The 21,350-nt window shown below is 73.8% G+C and carries 22 protein-coding genes and 2 pseudogenes; 15 read left to right on the top strand and 9 right to left on the bottom strand.

The window, feature by feature from the left end; all coding sequences use genetic code 11:
- Positions 1-439 precede the first annotated feature (439 nt).
- The 4 genes from VT52_RS36225 to VT52_RS29855 all read left to right on the top strand — a co-directional run bounded on the left by VT52_RS36225 (position 440) and on the right by VT52_RS29855 (position 3,255).
- A complete protein-coding gene (locus tag VT52_RS36225) occupies positions 440-1,042 on the top strand; it encodes an ATP-binding protein (RefSeq protein WP_206306643.1) in 603 nt (200 codons plus the stop codon).
- Positions 1,043-1,197: 155 nt separating this feature from the next.
- Positions 1,198-1,761 (top strand): TetR/AcrR family transcriptional regulator, encoded by a 564-nt coding sequence (locus tag VT52_RS29845; RefSeq protein WP_240509929.1) that lies wholly within the window; start codon positions 1,198-1,200, stop codon positions 1,759-1,761.
- Between the two features lie 16 nt (positions 1,762-1,777).
- Complete coding sequence (locus tag VT52_RS29850; protein ID WP_046425345.1) at positions 1,778-2,356, top strand: DUF4865 family protein; 579 nt, start codon at positions 1,778-1,780, stop codon at positions 2,354-2,356.
- Positions 2,350-3,255: a phosphotriesterase family protein gene (locus tag VT52_RS29855; RefSeq protein ID WP_046425492.1), complete on the top strand. Its 906-nt coding sequence runs from the start codon at positions 2,350-2,352 to the stop codon at positions 3,253-3,255. The genes VT52_RS29850 and VT52_RS29855 overlap by 7 nt, the downstream gene beginning before the upstream one ends.
- A 144-nt stretch (positions 3,256-3,399) precedes the next feature.
- On the opposite strand, the gene VT52_RS29860 is transcribed toward VT52_RS29855, so the two are convergent.
- Genes VT52_RS29860 through VT52_RS29870 form a run of 3 tightly spaced genes read right to left on the bottom strand, consistent with a single transcriptional unit; the run spans position 3,400 to position 6,656 of the window.
- On the bottom strand, positions 3,400-4,638 hold the full coding sequence (locus tag VT52_RS29860; RefSeq protein WP_046425347.1) for an ROK family protein: 1,239 nt from the start codon (positions 4,636-4,638) through the stop codon (positions 3,400-3,402).
- Positions 4,639-4,685: 47 nt separating this feature from the next.
- A complete protein-coding gene (locus VT52_RS29865; RefSeq protein WP_046425495.1) occupies positions 4,686-5,408 on the bottom strand; it encodes an alpha-ketoglutarate-dependent dioxygenase AlkB family protein in 723 nt (240 codons plus the stop codon).
- Positions 5,409-5,423: 15 nt separating this feature from the next.
- Complete coding sequence (locus tag VT52_RS29870; RefSeq protein WP_046425350.1) at positions 5,424-6,656, bottom strand: MFS transporter; 1,233 nt, start codon at positions 6,654-6,656, stop codon at positions 5,424-5,426.
- A gap of 88 nt (positions 6,657-6,744) precedes the next feature.
- Here VT52_RS29870 and VT52_RS29875 point away from each other — a divergent pair, with 88 nt between their 5' ends.
- Positions 6,745-7,731, top strand: coding sequence for an ArsR/SmtB family transcription factor (locus VT52_RS29875; protein ID WP_046425352.1), 987 nt, complete (start codon positions 6,745-6,747; stop codon positions 7,729-7,731).
- A gap of 159 nt (positions 7,732-7,890) precedes the next feature.
- A complete protein-coding gene (locus VT52_RS29880; RefSeq protein ID WP_046425355.1) occupies positions 7,891-9,024 on the top strand; it encodes a methyltransferase in 1,134 nt (377 codons plus the stop codon).
- On the opposite strand, the gene VT52_RS29885 is transcribed toward VT52_RS29880, so the two are convergent.
- Both VT52_RS29885 and VT52_RS29890 read right to left on the bottom strand, forming a co-directional pair.
- On the bottom strand, positions 9,011-9,886 hold the full coding sequence (locus tag VT52_RS29885) for a class II fructose-bisphosphate aldolase (RefSeq protein ID WP_046425357.1): 876 nt from the start codon (positions 9,884-9,886) through the stop codon (positions 9,011-9,013). The two genes, VT52_RS29880 and VT52_RS29885, sit on opposite strands and share 14 nt — an antisense overlap.
- A 39-nt stretch (positions 9,887-9,925) precedes the next feature.
- Positions 9,926-10,936: an SIS domain-containing protein gene (locus VT52_RS29890; RefSeq protein ID WP_107481487.1), complete on the bottom strand. Its 1,011-nt coding sequence runs from the start codon at positions 10,934-10,936 to the stop codon at positions 9,926-9,928.
- 149 nt (positions 10,937-11,085) lie between these two features.
- Between VT52_RS29890 and VT52_RS29895 the strand changes: the two genes are divergently transcribed.
- Complete coding sequence (locus tag VT52_RS29895) at positions 11,086-11,865, top strand: DeoR/GlpR family DNA-binding transcription regulator (RefSeq protein ID WP_046425360.1); 780 nt, start codon at positions 11,086-11,088, stop codon at positions 11,863-11,865.
- A gap of 16 nt (positions 11,866-11,881) precedes the next feature.
- Here VT52_RS29895 and VT52_RS29900 read toward each other — a convergent pair whose 3' ends face one another.
- Positions 11,882-12,280 (bottom strand): luciferase domain-containing protein, encoded by a 399-nt coding sequence (locus VT52_RS29900; RefSeq protein WP_046425362.1) that lies wholly within the window; start codon positions 12,278-12,280, stop codon positions 11,882-11,884.
- Positions 12,281-12,595: 315 nt separating this feature from the next.
- Here VT52_RS29900 and VT52_RS39780 point away from each other — a divergent pair.
- The 6 genes and pseudogenes from VT52_RS39780 to VT52_RS29925 all read left to right on the top strand — a co-directional run.
- Positions 12,596-12,853 (top strand): annotated as a pseudogene (locus tag VT52_RS39780) (methyltransferase domain-containing protein); the annotation flags it as partial.
- A 142-nt stretch (positions 12,854-12,995) separates the two neighbouring features.
- Entirely contained in the window at positions 12,996-13,424 is a 429-nt protein-coding gene (locus VT52_RS39125; protein WP_053055633.1) for a hypothetical protein, read from the top strand.
- A 67-nt stretch (positions 13,425-13,491) separates the two neighbouring features.
- Positions 13,492-13,824: a DUF6087 family protein gene (locus VT52_RS39130; RefSeq protein ID WP_240509931.1), complete on the top strand. Its 333-nt coding sequence runs from the start codon at positions 13,492-13,494 to the stop codon at positions 13,822-13,824.
- A 308-nt stretch (positions 13,825-14,132) separates the two neighbouring features.
- Positions 14,133-14,570, top strand: a pseudogene (locus VT52_RS29915) (MFS transporter); the annotation flags it as partial.
- Positions 14,571-14,820: 250 nt separating this feature from the next.
- Positions 14,821-15,924: a tryptophan--tRNA ligase gene (gene trpS / locus VT52_RS29920; RefSeq protein WP_046425364.1), complete on the top strand. Its 1,104-nt coding sequence runs from the start codon at positions 14,821-14,823 to the stop codon at positions 15,922-15,924.
- Between the two features lie 42 nt (positions 15,925-15,966).
- Entirely contained in the window at positions 15,967-16,710 is a 744-nt protein-coding gene (locus tag VT52_RS29925; protein ID WP_046425366.1) for a maleylpyruvate isomerase family mycothiol-dependent enzyme, read from the top strand.
- A 20-nt stretch (positions 16,711-16,730) separates the two neighbouring features.
- On the opposite strand, the gene VT52_RS29930 is transcribed toward VT52_RS29925, so the two are convergent.
- A complete protein-coding gene (locus tag VT52_RS29930; RefSeq protein WP_046425368.1) occupies positions 16,731-17,129 on the bottom strand; it encodes a MarR family winged helix-turn-helix transcriptional regulator in 399 nt (132 codons plus the stop codon).
- Between the two features lie 61 nt (positions 17,130-17,190).
- Entirely contained in the window at positions 17,191-17,877 is a 687-nt protein-coding gene (locus VT52_RS29935; RefSeq protein ID WP_046425370.1) for a TetR/AcrR family transcriptional regulator, read from the bottom strand.
- A gap of 128 nt (positions 17,878-18,005) precedes the next feature.
- Here VT52_RS29935 and VT52_RS29940 point away from each other — a divergent pair, with 128 nt between their 5' ends.
- Positions 18,006-18,461: a nitroreductase family deazaflavin-dependent oxidoreductase gene (locus tag VT52_RS29940; RefSeq protein ID WP_046425373.1), complete on the top strand. Its 456-nt coding sequence runs from the start codon at positions 18,006-18,008 to the stop codon at positions 18,459-18,461.
- On the opposite strand, the gene VT52_RS29945 is transcribed toward VT52_RS29940, so the two are convergent.
- On the bottom strand, positions 18,451-19,719 hold the full coding sequence (locus VT52_RS29945) for a geranylgeranyl reductase family protein (protein ID WP_046425374.1): 1,269 nt from the start codon (positions 19,717-19,719) through the stop codon (positions 18,451-18,453). The genes VT52_RS29940 and VT52_RS29945 overlap by 11 nt on opposite strands.
- 168 nt (positions 19,720-19,887) lie before the next feature.
- Between VT52_RS29945 and VT52_RS29950 the strand changes: the two genes are divergently transcribed.
- Positions 19,888-21,240 carry a dipeptidase gene (locus VT52_RS29950; protein ID WP_046425377.1) on the top strand — a complete coding sequence of 451 codons (1,353 nt, stop codon included), beginning with the start codon at positions 19,888-19,890 and terminating at the stop codon, positions 21,238-21,240.
- The last annotated feature ends 110 nt before the right edge of the window (positions 21,241-21,350 follow it).

Raw genomic sequence — 21,350 nt, forward strand, 5'->3', positions numbered from 1 at the left:
GTCCCTGTCCGAGCGGCAAGTTACGTCCGAGCGGCAGGCCTTGTCCGGACGGCGCACGACGGCGGGGCGGCACGCCGTGCGCGCGGTGCCGCCAGGCGCCAACCCCTCGGCCGGCACGCGGTGTTCGGTCGTCGGCGTGGCTCCGGACACCGGCTCCCGCCCCCCCCGGCCTCCCCCGACCGCTCCGCCCCGTACTCACCAGGCACCCGTCAGCCACCAGGACCCACCGCCCGTGTCCATCCGGACGCGGCGAGTTGCGTCACTACGCCCCCTGCGCCACGCTGGTCTCACGTCACTCTGGGTTTACCGGCGATAACGCTGCGAACCAGCCCGCCGGCCATCGACAGCAGGCGGCCGCTTTTCCGGGGGGCCTGCTGGATCCGTTGTTCTCCGTGTTCTTCCGGTTCCGTTCCGGACCTCACACCGGGGAGTCGCAGCCGTGATCAGTCACCCAAGCAGGCACTGCACGGTGGAGCTCCAAGCCCTGCCGTCGCGGATCGGCCAGGTCCGCAGAATCGTATCTGCGCAATTGCGCTACTGGCATCTGGACCCGTTGATAGACCGAGCCGCGCTCGGCGTGACGGAGTTGCTCAGCAACGTCCACCGGCACGCCAGGCCCGACAAGTCGTGCACCGTCGAGCTGGAGCTGCGACCGGACCGGCTCACCGTGTCGGTACGCGACCACGATCCGCGATTGCCGGTGCCGGCCGACGACGCCGGCATGGACGCGGAGGGCGGCACACCGCTCGCCACCTGCGGGCGGGGCCTCGCCATGGTCGCCGCGGTCAGCGAGAGCTGGGGCGCGCGGCCGGACGGCGACAACGGCAAGGTCGTCTGGTTCACCCTGCCCGCGACGCCCGGCCTTCCGGCCCGCGTGCCGTACCGCACCCCGGAACACCGGCCGGCAGCCGCCCCGGTCACGGCGGGCGCCGTCAGCGCCGCACCCTCCTCGGCCCCGCCACGCGCTCCGGTCCCGGCGGCGGCCACGACAGCCGCCGGCGGACAGCAACTGGCCGCGGCCCACTCGGTCGCGGCGGGCTGAACCAGACCCGGACCAGGCGCGCGATGTACGGCGAGCGGCGAACAACCGCCCGCCGTACACTCGCGCGTGCCGCGTTCACCCATGTCTTCCGTGTTCACAGGACGAGCGCTCATAGGACGAGCATCTCTGTATCTACCAGTATGTACACTGATCTCATGAGCACCTCCGAACGACTCATCGAGTCGACCCGCGACCTGCTCTGGGAGCGCGGCTACGTCGGCACCAGCCCCAAGGCGATCCTGGAGCGCGCCGGCGCGGGTCAGGGCAGCATGTACCACCACTTCAAGGGCAAGCCGGACCTCGCCCTGGCGGCGATCCGGCGGACCGCCGAGCAGTTGCGGGCGGCGGCCGAGCGCTCGCTGGAGGGCCCCGGCACGCCGTACGAGCGCATCGAGGCGTATCTGCGCCGCGAGCGCGAGGTACTGCGGGGGTGCCCGATCGGGCGGCTGACCATGGACCCGGACGTGATCGCCAGCGACGAGCTGCGCGCGCCGGTCGACGAGACCCTCGCCCGGATCGGGGAGCTGCTCGCCGGGATCGTCGAAGAGGGCCAGCGGCAGGGGCAGTTCGCACCGGAACTGGACGCCGGGCGGATCGGCGCGACGATCCTCGCGACCGTTCAGGGCGGCTACGTGCTCGCCCGCGCCGCCGGCTCCCCGGCCGCCTTCGACACGGCCGTCGACGGTCTGCTCGCCCTCCTCGCGCCCCGAACCGCCTGAGGATAGGGAGCACTTCATGCATGCCATGCAGTACGAGGTGACGCTCCCCGCGGACTACGACACCGACATCATCCGTGCCCGTGTCGACCGCGTCGGGCATCTGCTGGACGAATGGGAGGGGCTCGGCCTCAAGGCGTACCTGCTGCGGGAACGCGGTGTCCACGGCTCGCCGGTCAACCGGTACGCGCCGTTCTACCTGTGGCACACGGTGGAGAGCATGAACCGCTTCCTGTGGGGCGGCGCGTTCCAGCGCCTGGCCGATGACTTCGGGCGTCCGGCCGTGCGCGGGTGGACGGGGCTCGGCTACGCGGAGGGCACCGGCACCCGTGCCGCCTTCGCCGTACGGCATACACAGCCGGTCCCGGAAGGCGCCGACTTGACATCCCTGATGGCGGAAGCGGCAGGCGCGGCCGAGCGGTTGGCCGCCGAGGACGGTGCCGTGCTGGCCGCGACGGCCGCGGACCCGCACCGCTGGGAGCTGGTCCACTTCTCCCTCTGGGAACACGACACCCCCGAGGCCGAGGGCGAGCTCTACCAGGTGCTGCATCTGTCCGACCCCGGCCGCGGCCGGCTCCCGCGCGGGCGGCACTGGTGATCCGTACCGTCCTCGGCGACATCCACCCGCGGGAGCTGGGAGTGTGCGACGCGCACGACCACCTCTTCCTGCGCAGCGAGCGGTTGCCGGGCAGGGAACTGGACGACGCCGCCGCCGCGCGGGCCGAACTGGAGGCGTTCCGGGCCGCGGGCGGTGCCGCCGTCGTGCAGTGGACGCCGCACGGCATGGGCCGCCGCCCGGCCGACCTCGCGGCCCTGTCCCGGGCGACCGGAGTGCACCTGGTGTGCGCGACGGGACTGCACCAAGCGCCGCATGTGTCACCGGAGTTGCTTGCGGGGCTGCGCGGCCGGCTGGCCGAGGTCTTCGTCACCGAGCTGACCGAGGGCATCGGCACCACGGGGGTGCGGGCCGGGCTGATCAAGGTGGCCGGCGGCTTCCACACGCTCGACGCGCACGCCCGCTGGACGATGGCCGCGGCCGCCGAGGCGCAGCACTCGACCGGTGCGCCCATCGCCGTCCACCTGGAGCTGGGCACCGGCGCCCTCGACGTACTCGACCTGCTCTGCGGCGAGTTGGGGGTGCCCGGTGACCGGGTGATCCTCGGCCATCTGAACCGCTTCCCCGACCCGGTGACGCAGCGGCAGGCCGCCGCGTCCGGCTGCTGGCTCGCCTTCGACGGCCCCTCGCGCGCCCATCACGCCACCGACTGGCGGACCCCGGCCGGCGTCCGCGCCCTCGCGGAGGCCGGCTTCGGCGACCGCCTGCTGCTCGGGGGCGACACGGTCACCGCCGGGGCGCGCTCGGTCGACGGCGGGCCCGGGATGCCGTACCTGCTGCGGCGCCTGCGCCCCCGTCTGGCGGCGGAGTTGGGCACGGAGCTGGTCGCCCGGATCCTCACCGAGCACCCGGGCAGGGCCTTCTCGGCCGACTGGGCGTGAGAGGCGGGGCACCGGCGCCGGCCTGACGTCACCACGCCACGAGCGGATCGCCGTCACCGCGTACGGGAACGTGCCGGGCCGCCCCGCCCGGCCGGTCCGGTGCCGCGGCCGAGCGGCGGGCGTGGCTCCCCCTGCCGAGGGTGGTCAGCGCAGTGCGGCCAGCGGGTCGTCCAGGACCGGCTGCCAGGCCAGTTCGGCGGCGCCGACCAGGCTGTTGTGGTCGAGGGTGCACGGGAGGATCGGGACACCGCCGCTCTGGCCCCACAGGCTGCGGTCGGCGACCACGGCGCGCAGCCGGCTCGGGTCGGCGTCCAGCAGGGTGCGGTGGAGGCCGCCGAGGATGATCCGGTCGGGGTTGAGGATGTTGACGAGACCGGCGAGTCCGAGGCCGAGCCGGTCGATCAGGGCCTCGGCGGCGCGGCGTACGGCGGGGTCGTCGTACCGGGTGCGCAGCAGGTCGTCGGCCTGCTTCAGGAGCGACACCTCGGGGCCGGGCGTACGGCCCGCCTCCACGAGCAGCGCCAGTGGGTCGGCCTCGACGTCCAGGCAGCCCCGGCCGCCGCAGTGACAGGGGCGGCCCTCGGGGTTGACGGTGAGGTGGCCGACCTCCAGGGCGAGTCCCGAACTGCCGGTGTGCAGACGGCCGTCGAGGACGAGTGCTCCGCCGACGCCCCGGTGCCCGGTGGCCACGCACAGCAGGTCGCGGGCGCCCCGGCCCGCGCCGTGCCGGTGTTCGGCGAGCGCCGCGAGGTTGACGTCGTTGCCGGTGAACGCGGGCCCCGGGATGCCCGCCGCGCGCACGCGCTCCTCGAAGAGACGGCGGACCGGCGCCCCGACGGGCCAGGCCAGGTGCAGGGGGTTGAGGGCGAGGCCGTCGGGCTGGGCGACGGCGGACGGCACGGCGAGCCCGGCGCCGACACAGCGACGGCCGGTGGTGCGCAGCAGTTCCGCGCCCGCCTCGACCACCGAGCCGAGCACCTTCGCCGGGTCCGCGGCCACGGTCTCGCAGCCGGGCGCGGTGGCCACGATCCGGCCGCCGAGACCGACCAGCGCGGCCCTGAACCCGTCCGCGTGCACCTGCGCGGCCAGCGCCACCGGGCCTTCCTCGGCGACGTCGAGCCGGTGCGAGGGTCGGCCCTGGGAGCCGGCCGCCGCGGCGGGGCGGGCGTCCACCCGGATCAGGCCGAGGGCCTCCAGCTCGGCGGCGACCGCGCCGGCCGTCGCCCGGGTGACGCCGAGTTCGGCGGTGAGCACCGCGCGGGTCGGCGCCCGCCCGGTGTGCACCAGCTCCAGCGCGGGACCGAGCGCGCCCCGCCCCCGGTCCAGCCGCGCCCTCGTGGTGGTCCTCTCCCCCGCCGCCCGGGGTTCCGCCTTGCCGCTCATGAGGGCGAGTCTCCCATGATCCGCATCGCTCGTGGCCCGTGCCGCCGTCACAGCCCGCTCACCCGCAGCGTGAGGTTCAGCCGCCCGGCCAGCCCGAGCCAGGGCGGTGCCGTGCCCGGGTGGACGCGAGGCACCCCGTGATAGGCGGCGCGGGCGGGGCCGCCGAAGACGAACAGGTCGCCGCTGCGCAGTTCGACGTCGGTGTACGGCCGGGTCCGCGTCCCCGTGTTGCCGAAGCGGAAGACGCAGCTGTCGCCGAGGCTCAGCGAGACCACCGGTGCGTCGGCCCGCTCCTCGCTGTCGCGGTGCATGCCCATGCGGGCGGCGCCGTCGTAGAAGTTGATCAGCGCGATGTCGTACGGCGCGCCGGGTACGGCCTCCGCGCCGAGCGCGTCGGCCACCGCGCGCCGGGCCACCTCGTCGAGCCACCCCGGGAAGGGCTTGACCGGGGCGCCGTCGCCGTCGGCGGCCGTCGGGGTGTACGCGTAGGGGTACTGGTGCAGGCCGGGGCAACCGGGGTTGTCCCGTACGGGCCGTCCGCAGGCGGGGCAGGCGCGCACGACGCCCCAGTGCAGGCCGAGGCAGACCTGGCGGGCGGTCATGGTGCCGCCGCCCGGGGTGCGCACGGTGCGCAGCCCGGCCGGGGGCCGCGCCCAGTCCCGGCAGGCGGCGAGGAGTTCACGCTGCCGCCCGGCCGGCAGCCAGTCCGGGACGTGCGCGGCGCCCGGCGCGATCCGCGCGCGCTCCCTGGGGAACAGTTCCGCGTCCACGTCCCCCATCCTCCCTCACGGGGCCCTCCGCCAGCTGAGGATCCACCCCGCGGTCAGCACCGCCGCGGCGCCGGCGAGTGCCATCGCGGCACCCGTTCCGAGGCCCTCGGCCACCGGGCCGAAGCAGGCCGGGCCGACGCCCTGGAGCGTCATGTTGCCGGAGCCGAGCAGTCCGAAGGCCTGGCCCTGGCCGTCCCGCGGCAGGGCGGCCAGGAAGGGCCGCTGCAGGCCGAGCCCGTAGGCGAAGCCGGAGCCGGTGAGCAGCAGCAGACCGCACGAGACGCCCGCGCCGGGCCCGGCGGCGAAGCCGGCCAGCGGCAGCCCCAGCAGAACCACCAACGGGACGACCAGCCGCTCCCGGGTGGACGGCCGCAGCAGCCGGCCCACCAGCAGGTCGCCGATCAGCATGCCGACCGGCAGACAGCCCATCAGCACCGCGTACCAGCCGGGCGCGAAGTGCCGTCCGCCCGCGTAGGCGACGATCAGTCCCTCCGCACCCGCCACGAACGCGGACGGCAGCCACTGGGCCAGCATGAGGCGCCGTACCGTACGCCCGCGCAGCAGCAGACCGGCGCCGCGCAGGCTGTCCCGGACGGCGCCGCCCCGGGCTGCGCCGGAGGTGACGCCGGACGCTCCCGGCTCCAGCCGGGGCAGCCGCAGGCGGACGGCGAGCGCGCAGCCGAGGTGGAGCGCGGCGCTCACCGCGAGCGCCCGGTGGGCGCCGAGCACGGCGACGGCCGCGCCGCCCAGGGCCAGGCCGGCCAGCTGCGCGCCGGAGGAGGCGATGTTGTTCAGGGAGCGGCCAAGTACATAGGCGTCGCCTTCCAGCCACTGCGCGACCAGCCGGCTCGACGCACCACTGAACAGCGGGGTGGCGAGGGCGATCAGGGCCACGACGGCGAGGCTCGCCGCGATCGGCATCCGTACCAGGGCGAGCGGCAGGGCGGCGGCGCACTCCAGCGCGTAGCCGCCTGCGATGAGCGCGCGGGGCGGCAGCCGGTCGGCCAGTGAGCCGAGCAGCAGCGAGCCGAACAGCTGCGGAAGGAAGCTGATGCCGAAGGCCAGCGCGCTGAACAGCGCGGAGCCGGTGGCGGTGAAGACCAGCACCGAGAACGTGGTGATCCGCAGCGAGTCCGCGGTGACCGCGACGGCGCGGGTCGTGAAGAGCAGCCGGAAGCGCGGCTCGGCCAGCACCTCCCGGTAGGTGGCACGGTGGTCGCCCTGCGCGGGCTCGGCGGTTGTGGTCACGCGGGACAGCCTCGGCTGCGCCCTTTCCGGTCGCCAATGGTTCGTCCCTGGACGAATCCGGGCGGGCGCCGCGCGGTAGCGTGACGCGGTGCTCCGCTTCGAAGTCCGTGTCGATGATCTGCTGCGCAGCCGGTTCGCGCTGTCGCCGGCGATGGAGCTCTCCGCGCTGCTGCGTTCGCTGGCCGGCTGGAACCGGCCGCTGCCGCGCGCCTGGGCGGCCCGGCTCGGGCCGGCCTGGGAACGGTTGCGCCGCGAGACCGAGCTGGACGCCGTCCTTGCCCTGCACACCGCGCGGTCCGGCGCCGACTTCGTCGCCCCGCCCCCGCGCGGCCTCAGCCAGACCTGGGCGGACGACCTCGCCGCGATCCGGGCCACCCCGCCGGCCGCGGCCCGCCGCGAGCTCGCCGCCGCCGCGAACCGGCCGGCCGCACGCGATCCCCGGGTACGCGCGGTGCTGGACTCGGCGGACGCCGTCCCCCGGATCGCCGAGGCGATGGACCGTGCCTGGCGGGAGCTGCTCGCCGCGGACTGGCCGCAGCTGCGCGCGATCTGCGAGCGCGACGTCGTACACCGGGTGGGTGTGATCGGCGAGCACGGCTGGGCCACGGCCATCGAGAGCCTGCACCCGGGCATCGCCTGGCGCGCCGACGGTATCGAGCTCGGCTTCTTCCTCCGGGGCGGCACGGTCCGGCTGGTCGGGGACGGGCTCCTGCTGATCCCCTCGGTCTGCGTCGGGCCCTCCGTCGCCGCCCATCTGGAGGACCCCTGGCCCAGGACCCTGGTCTACCCCGCCCGTGGCACCGCGGCCCTGTGGGGCGAGCAGGAGACCGCGCCCGGTCCGGACGCGCTGGCCGCGCTCGTCGGCCGGGCGCGGGCCCGGCTGCTGGTGGCGCTGGACGCCCCGGCCAGCACCAGCCATCTCGCCCGCACCCTCGCCATGGCGCCGGGGGCGGTGGGCGATCATCTCGCCGTCCTGCGCGCGGCGGGGCTGCTCGTCCGCGCGCGCTCCGGACGGTCGGTGCTCTACCGGCGCACCCCGCTCGGCGAGGCGCTGGTGGGCGGCGGTCCGGGCTGAGGGGCGCGGACCGGCGCCCCGCCGGTTCCGGGGCACGGGCGCAAGCCGGCGAGCGGTCGTTCCCGGTGACCGCCTCTTGTCCGAGAAGCCCCCATGGAGCACCGGCCGTACGGGCTCTGATCTGCGGTTCCGCTAGCCTGGAGCGCGATGAGCGACCGTATGACGACACCGTGGGGCGAGGCCGAGCTGTCCCGCTTCCCCGAGGACCCCCGCGACCGGCTGCGTGCCTGGGACGCGTCCGACACGTATCTGCTGCGCCACCTGGCGGAGGAGAACGTGCCGCTGACCGGCGAGGTGGTGGTGTTCGGGGACCGCTGGGGCGCGCTGGTGACGGCGCTGGCGGAACACCGGCCGACGCAGATCACCGACTCGTTCCTCGGCCAGGAGGCGAGCCGTGCCAACCTGGCGCGGGCCGGTGTCGAACCGGGCGCGGTGCCGCTGCTGACCACCCAGGACGAGCCGCCCGAGCGGGTGGACGTGCTGCTGGTGCGGGTGCCGAAGAGCCTGGCGCTGCTGGAGGACCAGTTGCTGCGGCTGGCGCCCGCCGTGCACCCGGGCACGGTGGTGATCGGCACCGGCATGGTGAAGGAGATCCACACCTCCACGCTTCAGCTCTTCGAGCGGATCCTCGGCCCGACCCGGACGTCGCTGGCCAGGCAGAAGGCCCGGCTGATCTTCTGCACCCCCGACCCGGCGACAGAGCGGCCCGCCAACCCGTGGCCGTACCGCTACGACCTCCCGGCCGGTGTCGGCGCGATCTCCGGCCGCCCGGTGGTCAACCACGCGGGCGTCTTCTGCGCGGACCGGCTGGACATCGGCACCCGTTTCCTGCTCCAGCACCTGCCCGGCCCCGGCCCGGCCCGGGTGGTGGACCTCGGCTGCGGCAACGGCGTGGTCGGTACGGCGGTGGCGCTGGCCGACCCGGCGGCCGAAGTGCTGTTCGTGGACGAGTCGTTCCAGGCGGTGGCCGCCGCGGAGGCCACCTACAAGGCCAACGGGGTGCCGGGACACGCCGAGTTCCGGGTGGGCGACGGGCTCGCCGGGGTGGCGCCGGACAGCGTGGACCTCGTCCTGAACAACCCTCCGTTCCACTCGCACCAGGCGACGACGGACGCGACCGCGCGGCGGATGTTCACCGGCGCGCGGCGCGCACTGCGGGCGGGCGGTGAGCTGTGGGTGATCGGCAACCGGCACCTGGGCTACCACATCACCCTGAAGCGGGTGTTCGGCAACTGCGAACTGGTCGCCAGCGATCCGAAGTTCGTACTGCTGAAGGCGGTCAGGAAGGCATAGCGGGCCCGGCGGCGCCGGTCACGACCGCGATGAGGCGCCGCACCTCCCGTGCCATCGCCTCCCGGCCGACGCTGAGGTACTTGCGGGAGTCGACCGCCTCCGGGCGGGTGGCGAGGAACTCCCGGATCGCGCCGGTCATGGCGATGTTGAGCGCGGTGCCGACGTTGACCTTGGCGATGCCGCCCGCGACCGCGTCCACCAGGCCGGCGTCCGGCACGCCGGAGGAGCCGTGCAGCACCAGGGGGACGGGCAGCGCGGCGGACAGCCGTTTGAGCAGGGCGTGGTCGAGGGCGGCGGTACGCGTGGTCATGGCGTGCACACTGCCGACGGCGACGGCCAGGGCGTCGACCCCGGTGCCACCGACGAAGTCCCGCGCCTGCGCGGGGTCGGTACGGGCGCCGGGCGCGTGCGCGTCCAGCGGGGGCTGCCCGTCCTTGCCACCGACCTCCCCCAGTTCGGCCTCGATGTACAGCCCTTGCGAGTGCGCCCAGTCCGCGGCCGCCCGGGTCGCGGCGAGGTTGTCGGGGTACGCCAGCCGGGCCGCGTCGTACATCACCGAGCTGAACCCGGCGCCGGGCGCCTGGCGCAGCAGGTCGTCGCTCTGCACATGGTCCAGGTGCAGAGCGACGGGTACGGCGGCCCGTTCGGCGGCGACGGCGGCCGCGCGGGCGAGCGGCAGCAGCCGTCCGTAACGGAACTTGACCGCGTTCTCGCTGACTTGCAGGACGACCGGGGAACCGGCCGCCTCGGCGCCGGCGATGACGGCCTCGATGTGTTCCAGCGTGATGACGTTGAAGGCGGCGACGGCCGAGCGGTCTTCGACGGCGCGGGCGACCAGCTCGCCGGTGAGCGCGAGAGGCACTTCGGGTGTCCTTCCGGGGCGCGGTACGGCGGGAACGGGTCAGGCGGGGCCACAGGAGTCGGCGGAGCCGGCGGCCTCGCGGGGATCGCGGGGGCCGGGGACTCCGGCAGCCCCGGGGGCCCCGGTCGCACCGGCGGAATCAGCGACGTCGGCCGCATCCGCCGCATCCGCCGTGAGGATCACCGAGCGCGTGAGGTGGCGCGGCCGGTCCGGATCGAGGCCGCGCGCGGCGGCGACCGCGACCGCGAGCCGCTGGGCGCGGACGAGTTCGGCGAGCGGATCGAGGACACCCGCGACCCACGTCCCACCGGTCTCCCGGACCTGTTCGGCGAGCCCCTCGGGCGCCTCGCCGAACATCCAGGTGGCGGTGCCCTTCGTGGTGATGCTGATCGGGCCGTGCCGGTACTCCATCGCCGGGTACGCCTCGGTCCAGGACAGGGACGCCTCGCGCATCTTCAGCCCGGCCTCGTTCGCGAGCCCGACCGTCCAGCCGCGCCCCAGGAAGGTGAACTGGGTACGGTCGACCAGCCCTTGGGGCAGCTCCATGGTGAGCGCGGTGCGACCGTCGGCGACGACGGAGTCCGTGTGCAGGCCGAGATGCGCGCGCAGCAGGGTAAGGGCGGTGGTGGCGAAGCGGGTCTGCACGACGGAGCGTTCGTCGGCGAAGTCCAGCACCACGAGATCGTCGGCGGCGCCCGCCACGGGCGTCGCCGGGTCGGCGGTGACGCCCGTGGTACGGATCGCCGTATCCCTCAACCGGCCCAGCAGGGCGAGCACTTCGGTGGTGGTGCCGGAGCGGGTGAGGGCGACCACCCGGTCGTACGAGCGCCCGTGGGGGAACTCCGAGGCGGCGAAGGCGTCGGTCTCGCCCTGCCCGGCGCCCTCGCGCAGGGCGGCCACCGCCTGCGCCATGAAGTACGAGGTGCCGCAGCCCACGACGGCGACCCGCTCGCCCGCCGCCGGCAGCGCGTCCCGGTGCCGCCCCGCCTCCCCGGCGGCCCGCGTCCAGCACGCGGGCTGGCTGTTCAGCTCGTCCTCGACATGGGTCATGCCCACACCCTCCCCTGGCCTGGCTGATTGTTCCTGCAAGATATAGCGAGCTTTCGAGCACAATCAAGCATCCTGGTGGGACCGGGGGCGCACTACGGGGGTGCGCTAGGGTCACCGATCGAGGAACGATCGGAGAACGGAGGCCGTGGATGTCCCGGGACGCCCGGTGGAAGGCGCTGCTGGAACTGCTCGTGGAGCGCGGCCGGCTGGACGTCGAGGAGGCCGCGACCGAGCTGGCGGTGTCTGCGGCGACGATCCGGCGGGACTTCGACCAGCTCGCCGAGCAGCAGATGCTGGTCCGCACCCGGGGCGGCGCGGTGGTGCACGGGGTGTCGTACGAACTCCCCCTGCGCTACAAGACGGCACGCCGGGCCTCCGAGAAGCAGCGCATCGCCGCCGCGGTGGCCGATCTCGTCGCGCCGGGCGAGGCGGTGGGACTGACCGGGGGCACGACGACCACGGAGGTAGCCCGCGCCCTCGCCGTGCGCGGTGACCTGGCCGCCGGCTCCCCGGCGCTGACCGTGGTCACCAACGCGCTCAACATCGCCAACGAGCTGGCGGTGCGGCCCCAGTTCAAGATCGTGGTCACCGGCGGGGTGGCCCGCCCGCAGTCGTACGAGTTGATCGGGCCGCTCGCGGACGGGGTGCTCGGGCAGATCCGGCTGGACGTGGCGGTGCTCGGGGTGGTCGCCTTCGACGTGGTGCACGGCGCGGCCGCGCACGACGAGGCGGAGGCGGCGATCAACCGGCTGCTGTGCGAACGCGCCGAACGGGTCGTGGTCGCCGCGGACTCCAGCAAGCTGGGCAAGCGGGCGTTCGCCCGGATCTGCCCCGCGCACCTGGTGGACACCCTGGTGACGGACACGGCGGTGGACCGGGAGGCGGCCCACCGCTTCGAGGAGGCCGGGATCCGCGTCGTCACCGTATGAGGCGGAAGCCGCCCGGCTACCAGAAGGCGCCGAGGTCCGCCTTCACGAACCCCGCGCCGCGCTGGTCGTTGCAACCCATCAGCGGGCGGTCGACCGTGTCGGGCGGGAACTGCTGCGCCTGCAGCGCCACGCTGACCAGGGTCAGCAGCAGATCGACGTCGCTCGCGGCGTCGAGGCGCAGGGTCACCCACGGCGATCCGGGCACGATCCTGATCACTCCGGAGCGTTTGAGATCCCTGGCGAACCGCCGGATGGCCCGGTCGGTCAGCCGCAGATCGACATCGCGGTCGGAGTGGAAATGGACGATCTCCCCCTTGGCGGAGACCACCGCCTGTCCCTGACCGCAGCTCGGCACGGCCTGTCTCAGGTCCGGCCAGGTCGCCAGTTGCGCGAACGCGCGCGAGGCCAACGTCATGGGCCCATCATGACGCGCTCACCCCGTTGCAACCAGCGCGTGAGCGAGCATTAACCGACCTGTATCCGGAGGGGGTTGACGCTCCCGTACACGTGTACGAACACAATGCAACGACCCGGCCCGCCGATTCGGCCCGCCATTCAGCCAAACCCCGCTTTCCGGCCACCACTTCGACGGTAGTCCTCGACCGTGATCGGCACGGGTGTCACCTTTCGGAGCTTGCGAACGTCAGGAGGGTCGGTTCAGCCCGTCCCTGTTCGCACCCCGAGGAGACCCTCATGAGTCCACAGATCGCATCCGAGCCTGGTCCTCACCATGCTCCGCCACGGCCGCATCACCCCCGGCGTGCGGCTGCTGGACCTGGCCACCGGCTCCGGCTACAGCGCTGCTCTGGCCTGCCACCGGCTCGGAGACAGGCGCGTCACGACCATGGACGTCGATGCGCACTTGACCCAGATGGCCGCCGAACGCATGGAGTTGTTCGGCTGCCGTCCCGAGGTCGTCTGCGCGGATGCCACCACCGAGTTGCCCGGCGTATTCGACCGGATCGTGTCCATGGTGTCGATGCCCCGGATTCCCGCCTCGTGGCTGCGGGGCCTCGCTCCGCAGGGGCGCCTGGTGACGACCATCGCGAACACCGGGCTGATCATCACCGCCGACAAGACCCCCCGACGGCGGCGCCGTCGGACGCGTCGAGTGGGATCGGGCCTCCTTCATGACCACCCGGTCCGGCCTCGACTACCCGCCCCTCCTCGACGCGCTATTCGCCCACAGCGCGGAAGCGGATGGAGAGGTGACGCTGTCACCGTTCCCGGTGCTGAACGTCATGCGGGCGCGGGAAGTGTGGTCGATGCTGTCCCTGATGGCGCCGGGGATCGAACATCGCACCGGCACCGATGAAGACGGGAGCCGCATGACGTGGATGCTGCACCCGGATGGCTCCTGGGCCCGAGCCCGTACCGCGCCAGACGAGGGCACTGCCACCGTCCACCAGGGCGGCCCGCGCCGCCTGTACGACATGCTCGATGAGATCCGCTGGCGGTGGCCGGAGCACGGCGAACTCCCGGTGTACGGGGCGCAGGTGACGATCAGCTCTGACGGCGAAACAACGCTGTCGCGGGGCGGCTGGGCGGCCACGCTGTGACCCGCGCGGGGTACCCGGGCGCATAGCGGCGCGGCACACTGAAGGGCGGCCGATGAGGGAGAGAGCGATGGACGACGAGCCCCTTCACGAATGGGCGGAGCGTCGCGAGCTGCGGCGTCCGGCGCGCGGGGAGCGACGGGCCGCCCCGCTCTGCGACCGGCCGGAGCGAGGCGCGCACAGAGGCCCGGACACTCCGCGCGGCATCCAGGAGTGGGACGGGCACCAGTGGACACCCGCCGGCGTCGCCGAGGATCAGTCCGCTGCGGCTGCTGTTACCGGACGGGACGCGAACGCCCGCGCCGAGCGAGTTCCCCTGCCAACGTTCGGCAAGCTGCCGCTTGCGCCGGAGCCCTGGCGACCTGCACAGCCCTTCTACCGCCCTGGCACGTCAAGACAGTAGCCTCCCGCGGGCATACCGAAGATCCCCCGCCACACGTACGGCGGGGCTCTGTTGGGCGGCCCTCTACTGGCGCGTCAGTGGGGAAGGCGCGCGCCAGCTCAACAGCGACGTTCGTCGTCGGGTCCAGGGCTGCGGTCGTGTCTGGTCCTTGGTCCCCCGGTTCGGCACCGCCCATGTCAGCCCGGCCGAGCCGAGCACGGCCACTGCGATCGTGACCGCCTCGGCGAACGTGATCCCACCGTCCTGAACCGCGGTCACCGCAGCGGCTGCGCCGGCCGAGATGCCGCCGATGACGGCCGATCATGCCCGGTTTCCACGCCGCGTTCAGCCTCGGTGGAATGGTCGGCGCGCTCGCCATGACCGCCGGGCGGCTCTCGGGCACGGCGCTGCTGGGGCGCCTCGGCCGGGCCCGTACGTTGATCGCCGGGGGCTCGGTCGCCGGGGTGGGCATGCTGCTCGGCTCGCTCGCCCCGTCGGTCTGGGTGGCGCTGGCCGGCTTCGCGGTCACCGGACTCGGGCTCGCCAACATCTTCCCGGTCGCCATCGAGCGGGCTGGCGCGCTGGCCGGGGCGTCCGGCGTCGCGATCGCCTCCACCCTCGGGTACGGCGGCATGCTCCTCGGGCCGCCCATGATCGGGTTCATGGCCGACTGGTTCTCCCTGCCCACCGGGCTCACCGGCGTGGCCGCGCTGGCCGCCGTGGCCGCCCTGATCGGGGTGGGGACGCGCCGGGGCCTCGACGGCTGACGGCTTGCCCACGGGCGCGCAGCGGGCGACACGTCCGCAGGCCGGGCCCACGGCGGCCGTCCACCGCGCGCCTCGCTATCATCGGCGTATGCATCATCCGTCGTGCCTGTGCTGGTGGCGCTCCTCGTAGGAGCGGCCGCCACACAGGCATGAAGCGGGCCGTTCGCACGGACGGCCCTTTTTTCATGTCCCTGGTACCAGGGGGCGGGGCGTCCCGACGGCCCTTCCGACCCACCACCAGGAGACCGAGATGAATCCCCACCCGCAGGCCGCGCCCTCCGAGGCCCCCGCCGCCCCCGACGCGCTCGGCACCTGCGCCGCGCGGGCCCGCAGCGCGGAGCTGGAGAGGCTGATCACCGAGGACCCGGGGAGGTTCCGGATCCTGACCGGCGACCGGCCCACCGGACGACTGCACCTCGGCCACTACTTCGGCACCCTCCACAACCGGGTCCGGCTCCAGAACCTCGGCGTGGAGCTGTTCGTGATCATCGCGGACTACCAGGTGCTGACCGACCGCGACGTCGCGGACGACCTCCGGTCCCACGTCGACGAACTGATCCTCGACCACCTCGCCATCGGCGTGGACCCGGAGCGCAGCACGATCTTCACGCACAGCGCCGTCCCCGCCCTCAACCAGCTGATGCTGCCGTTCCTCAGCCTGGTCTCCGTCGCCGAGCTGAACCGCAACCCCACGGTCAAGGACGAGATCGCGCACTCCCGCCAGTCCGCCGTCAGCGGGCTGATGTTCACCTATCCCGTGCACCAGGCCGCCGACATCCTCTTCTGCAAGGCCAACCTGGTCCCGGTCGGCCAGGACCAGCTCCCGCACCTGGAGGTCACCCGGGCCATCGCCCGCCGCTTCAACGACCGCTACGGCCGTGGCACTTCCGTCTTCCCCCGGCCGGAGGCCCTGCTGTCCGAGGTTCCGCTGCTGCTGGGCACCGACGGCACCAAGATGAGCAAGAGCCGGGGCAACTCCGTCGTCCTGGCCGCCGACGCCGACGAGACGGCACGGCTGCTCAAGGGTGCGAAGACCGACTCCGAACGCCACATCACCTACGACCCGGCCACCCGCCCCGAAGTCTCCTCGCTGCTCCTGCTGGCCGCGCTGTGCCAGGGCCGGACCCCCGAGGAGGTCGCCGCCGGCATCGGGGCCGCGGGCTCGGCGGCGCTGAAGAAGACCGTGACGGAGGCGGTCAACGAGTACCTGGCCCCGATCCGGGCCCGCCGCGCCGAGTACGCCCGGGACCGCGGCGAGCTGCGCCGAATCCTGCGCGCGGGCAACGAGCGGGCCAACGCCGTGGCCGACGCCACCCTCGCCGAGGTGCGTGCCGCGATGAGCGGCGACTACTGAAACCCGGTGCGGCGCGGCGGGCCGGTCCGGCAGGATCACCTCATGCAGACCGTCGACTTCCTCCATACCCTCGATCGCGAGGGCCAGTTGCTCGCCGCGGCCGCCGAGCGGGCCGGCACCGACGCCAAGGTGCCGACCTGCCCCGAGTGGCAGGTGCGGGACCTCCTGCGGCACATCGGCGCGGTCCACCGGTGGGCCGCGGGCCTCGTCGCCGAGGGGCACACCGAACCACGGCCGGCCGGCGAGGCCCCGGACCTCGCCGGCGCCGAACTGGTGGCCTGGTACCGGGACGGCCACCGCCTGCTGGTCGAGACCCTGTCCGCCGCTCCCGCCGACCTGCGGTGCTGGACCTTCCTCCCGCTGCCCGGCCTCTCCCCCCTGGAGTTCTGGGCCCGGCGGCAGGCGCACGAGACGACCGTGCACCGGTACGACGCGGAGGCCGCCCGGGGCGGTGCGCCCTCCCCGATCGCCGCCGAATTCGCGGCCGACGGCATCGACGAGCTGCTGCGCGGCTTCCACGCGCGGGCCAGGAGCCGGGTGCGCACCACGGAGCCGAGGGCGCTGCGGGTTCGGGCCGCCGACGCGGGGCAAGACGCGGTGTGGACCGTACGACTCGGCCCGGAGGGGCCGCCGGTGACAGTGCGTCAGGCCACGGATGAGGCCGATGCCGAACTCTCCGGCCCGGCAGCCCGGTTGTATCTGGCCCTGTGGAACCGCGCTCCCGTCCCGGAGGTCTCCGGCGACCGGTCCCTCGCCGCCCTGTGGAAGGAGACGTCAGGTATCTGACGCGCCGTCGGTTAGCTGGCTCAGCCCGTCCCCTCCGTCAGCATCCGGGCCAGTACCGCGCGTTGAGCCGGCCGCACCTCCGTGTGCAGCGCGCGGCCCTTCGGGGTGAGGGCCACCCGGACGCCCCGGCGGTCCTCCGCGCAGACACCCCGCTCGACCAGACCCTCCCGCTCCAGGCGGCCGATGAGCCGGGAGAGCGCGCTCTGGGTGAGATGGACGCGCTCGGAGATCTCCTGGACGCGGTAGGCGCGGCCGTGCGGACCCCGGTGCCCGGCCAGCAGGTCCAGGACCTCGAAGTCGCTGGCGCACAGGCCGTGGGCGCCCAGGGTCCGGTCCAGTTCGCACTGGGTGCGGGCATGCAGGGCCAGCAGGCCCCGCCAGCGCGCCACGAGCGCCCGCTCCTGTGTCGTCGACGTCATCGACGCACCGTAGCAGTCCCATGGGCGGGTAAAGAAAGCCGGAGCGGTACGCCCAAGACGGCTACCGCAGCCCGGCCCCGCGCGCCAGCCCCGTCACCGCGTGCCGGAAGAACCTCTCCCGGTCCTCGATCACGTTGTTGAACTGGCCGAACAGTTCGAAGCTCACCAGCCCGAACAGCTGCGCCCAGACGGCGACCAGGGCGGCGGCCACCTCGGCGGGCAGATCGGGGGCGAGGTCCGCGGCCAACCGCTCGGCCTCGGGGCGCAGTTCTGCGGGCAGCGGGAGTTCGGCGAGGCCGGGACCCCGCCGGGCGTCGCGGAAGATGCCGATGAGGACCATGCCGGTACGGGCGGCGGCCGGGACGGTGGTCTCGGGAGCGGCGTAGCCGGGCACGGGCGAGCCGTAGATCAGCGCGTACTCGTGCGGATGGGCGAGCGCCCAGGTCCGCACCGCCTCGCAGACCGCGGTGAAGCGGGGCACGGGCGCGGCGTCGCCCGCGGTGTCCCGCGCCCGCTCCGCGGCCGCGCCGAGGGCGTCGTACGCGTCGATGATCAGGGCCGTCAACAGCTCGTCCCGGCTGGGGAAGTAGCGGTAGAGGGCGGAGGAGACCATGCCCAGCTCGCGGGCGACGGCCCGCAGGGAGAGCTTGGCCGCGCCCTCGGCCGCCAGTTGCCTTCGGGCCTCTTCCTTGATGGCCGCGGTTACCTCGTTCCTGGCCCGTTCGCGGGCTCCCTGTGCGGTGGTCATACCCGTCATCCTGCCATGCGCGAGAGCGGTGCACACAAAAAAGAGCAGTGCTCTTGCAATGGAGCACCGATCTCCCCCATGCTGGTGTCGACCGAGAGCACCGCTCTCCCGAACCATGGGGGTCCACCATGTCGTCGTCCGCGCCGTACTACCTCAAGGGCAGCCCGCTGAACGTGCGCCTGAACAGCGTGATCGGCTGGCTCGCCCGGCACGGGGTCAGCCTCGCGGGGACCGCCGAACTGTCCGTGAGGGGCCGAAAGAGCGGTGCGATGCAGCGCATCCCGGTCAACCCGCACACCTACGAGGGCGCGCAGTACCTGGTCTCGGCGCGCGGCCACTCGCAGTGGGTGCGCAACATGCGGGCCGCCGGCGGCGGTGAGCTGCGCGTCGGGCGCAAGGTGCGCGCCTTCACCGCGGTGGAGCTTCCCGACGACGAGAAGCTCCCCGTCCTGCGCACCTACCTGGAGAAGTGGGGCTGGGAGGTCAACCAGTACTTCGCCGGGGTGACCGCCGCCTCCTCGGACGAGGAGATCGCCGCATGCGCCGGCGACCACCCCGTCTTCCGGATCACCGTCACGAAGTGACGGACTCCTCCTCCGGCTCGGCGGGCTCCGCGGTCTCCTCGGCCCGCGCCGGGCCCGGGTCCAGCACGGTCAGGGCGCGCTGGGCGAGCGGGTGGGAGCGGACCAGCTCGCCGAGGGAGGTGGCGCCCCGGGTGATGTTGCGGAACGCGTTCCAGGCCGGGCGGAAGCCGGTGAGGGCGGCGTGGAAGAGGCCGGGCCGCCGCTCGAACGCCGCGAGCAGGCGCCTGCCCACGCTCATCTCGACGCCGAGCCCCGCCTTGACCGCGAAGGCGTAGTTCAGTGCCTGACGGCGGGTGTCGACGGCGTCGTGCGCCTCCGCTATGCGCACCGCCCACTCGCCGGCCAGCCGGCCCGAGCGCAGCGCGAAGGAGATGCCCTCGCGGGTCCAGGGCTCCAGGAGCCCGGCCGCGTCGCCGCAGACCAGGACCCGGCCGCGGGAGAGCGGCGAGTCATCGGCCCGGCAGCGGGTCAAGTGCCCGGAGGAGACGGCAGGTTCGAAACCGGCGAGGCCCAGCCGGGCCACGAAGTCCTCCAGGTAGCGCTTGGTCGCCGCACCCTGGCCGCGGGCGGAGATCACCCCGACCGTCAGCGTGTCGCCCTTGGGGAACACCCAGCCGTAACTTCCGGGCATGGGGCCCCAGTCGATGAGCACCCGGCCCTTCCAGTCCTCGGCGACCGACTCGGGGACCGGGATCTCCGCCTCCAGGCCGAGGTCCACCTGGGCCATCTTCACGCCCACATGGGCGCCTATCCGGCTGGCACTGCCGTCCGCGCCCACGACCGCGCGGGCCAGGACCGTCTCGCCGCTCTGGAGGACGACGGCGACGGTGCGCCGGTCGGGGACCGCCGAGCCGTGCTGCTCGACGCGCTGCACGGTGACGCCCGTCCGCAGTTCGGCGCCCGCCTTCTGGGCGTGCTCGACCAGCTGCTGGTCGAACTCGGGCCGGTTGATCAGCCCGAACAGCATCTGCCGGGAACGCCGGGTGCGGGTGAAGCGCCCGTTGTTGGAGAAGGTGACCGCGTGCACCCGGTCCCGCAGGGGCAGCTCGAAGCCCGGTGGCAGGGAGTCGCGCGAAGGTCCGGTGATGCCGCCGCCGCAGGTTTTGTACCGGGGCAACTCGGCCTTCTCCAGCAACAGGACGCGCCGCCCCGCGACCGCCGCCGCGTAGGCGGCCGACGCCCCCGCGGGTCCCGCGCCCACCACGACGACGTCCCACACTCGCTGCACGTCGTCCGCCGAAGAGTTCTCGCCGCTCACGATGGTCTACTGCTCCGATCAAGCCGCTGCCGCTCCCCGTACCCGCGACATGCCGCGAGCAGGGGGTTACCCGATGTACTCGCATCCTACGACCGCGAGCGGAGTGCGCCGCTGTGGGAGGATCGATCCACCCAGCGGTACAACGTCGCACCTACGAGGAGCGTGCCCATGTCGTCGAATCCGGTCGCCGAGACCGTCGCCTCTCTGATGCCCCGGGCCAAGGCGGAGCTTGCCGAGCTCGTCGCCTTCCGGTCCGTGGCGGACTTCGAGCAGTTCCCGAAGAGCGAGAGCGAGGCCGCCGCGAACTGGATCGCCGACGCACTGCGTGCCGAGGGATTCGTCGACATCGCCCTGCTCGACACCCCCGACGGCACCCAGTCGGTGTACGGCTCGCTGCCCGGCCCGGCGGGTGCCAAAACGGTTCTGCTGTACGCGCACTACGACGTGCAGCCGCCGCTGGACGAGGCCGGCTGGACGACTCCGCCGTTCGAGCTGACCGAGCGGGACGGGCGCTGGTACGGCCGGGGCAGCGCCGACTGCAAGGGCGGTGTGATCATGCACCTGCTCGCGCTGCGCGCGCTCAGGACGAACGGCGGCGTCCCGGTGAACGTCAAGATCATCGTGGAGGGCTCCGAGGAGCAGGGCACCGGCGGCCTGGAGCGGTACGCCGAGCAGCACCCGGAGCTGCTGGCCGCGGACACCATCGTCATCGGCGACGCGGGCAACTTCCGGGTGGGCCTGCCGACGGTGACCACGATCCTGCGCGGTATGACACTGGTCCGGGTGAGTGTCGAGACCCTCGCGGGCAATCTGCACTCGGGCCAGTTCGGCGGCGCGGCGCCGGACGCGCTGGCCGCGCTGATCCGGGCGCTCGACTCGCTGCGCGCGGAGGACGGCTCCACCACGGTGGACGGTCTGGACGCGTCGGCCGAGTGGGACGGCCTGGAGTACACCGAGGAGCAGTTCCGCTCGGACGCCAAGGTGCTGGACGGCGTGGGTCTGACCGGCTCCGGCTCGGTCGCCGACCGTCTGTGGGCCCGCCCCGCGGTCACCGTGCTCGGCATCGACTGCCCGCCGGTCACCGGCGCCACCCCCTCGGTGCACGCCGGAGCCCGCGCACTGGTCAGCCTGCGGGTGCCGCCGGGCGTGGACGCGGCGGAGGCGAGCAAGCTGCTCCAGGCCCACCTGGAGACGCACACCCCCTGGGGCGCCCGGGTCACCGTGGAACAGGTCGGCCAGGGCCAGCCGTTCCGCGCCGACGTCTCCAGCCCCGCCTACCAGGCGATGGCCGACGCGATGGCGGTCGCCTATCCGGGCGAGACCATGCAGTACGCCGGCCAGGGCGGTTCCATCCCCCTGTGCAACACCCTCGCCGGCCTCTACCCGGACGCCGAGATCCTGCTGATCGGGCTGAGCGAGCCGGAGGCCCAGATCCACGCCCTCGACGAGAGCGTCTCGCCGCAGGAACTGGAGCGCCTGTCGGTGGCGGAGGCGCTGTTCCTGCGGAACTACGCGGGATAGGGCGCGACAGGCCGCGCCGGAGCCGTCCTGGCCGTGGGGTTCCGCCCCGGGCTGACACGCGTCCGCCCAGGGCGTAGACCCCTCCTTCCCGTTCCCGCCCCGGCCTACGG

Source organism: Streptomyces malaysiense, assembly GCF_000980885.2.
Lineage (GTDB): Bacteria > Actinomycetota > Actinomycetes > Streptomycetales > Streptomycetaceae > Streptomyces > Streptomyces malaysiense.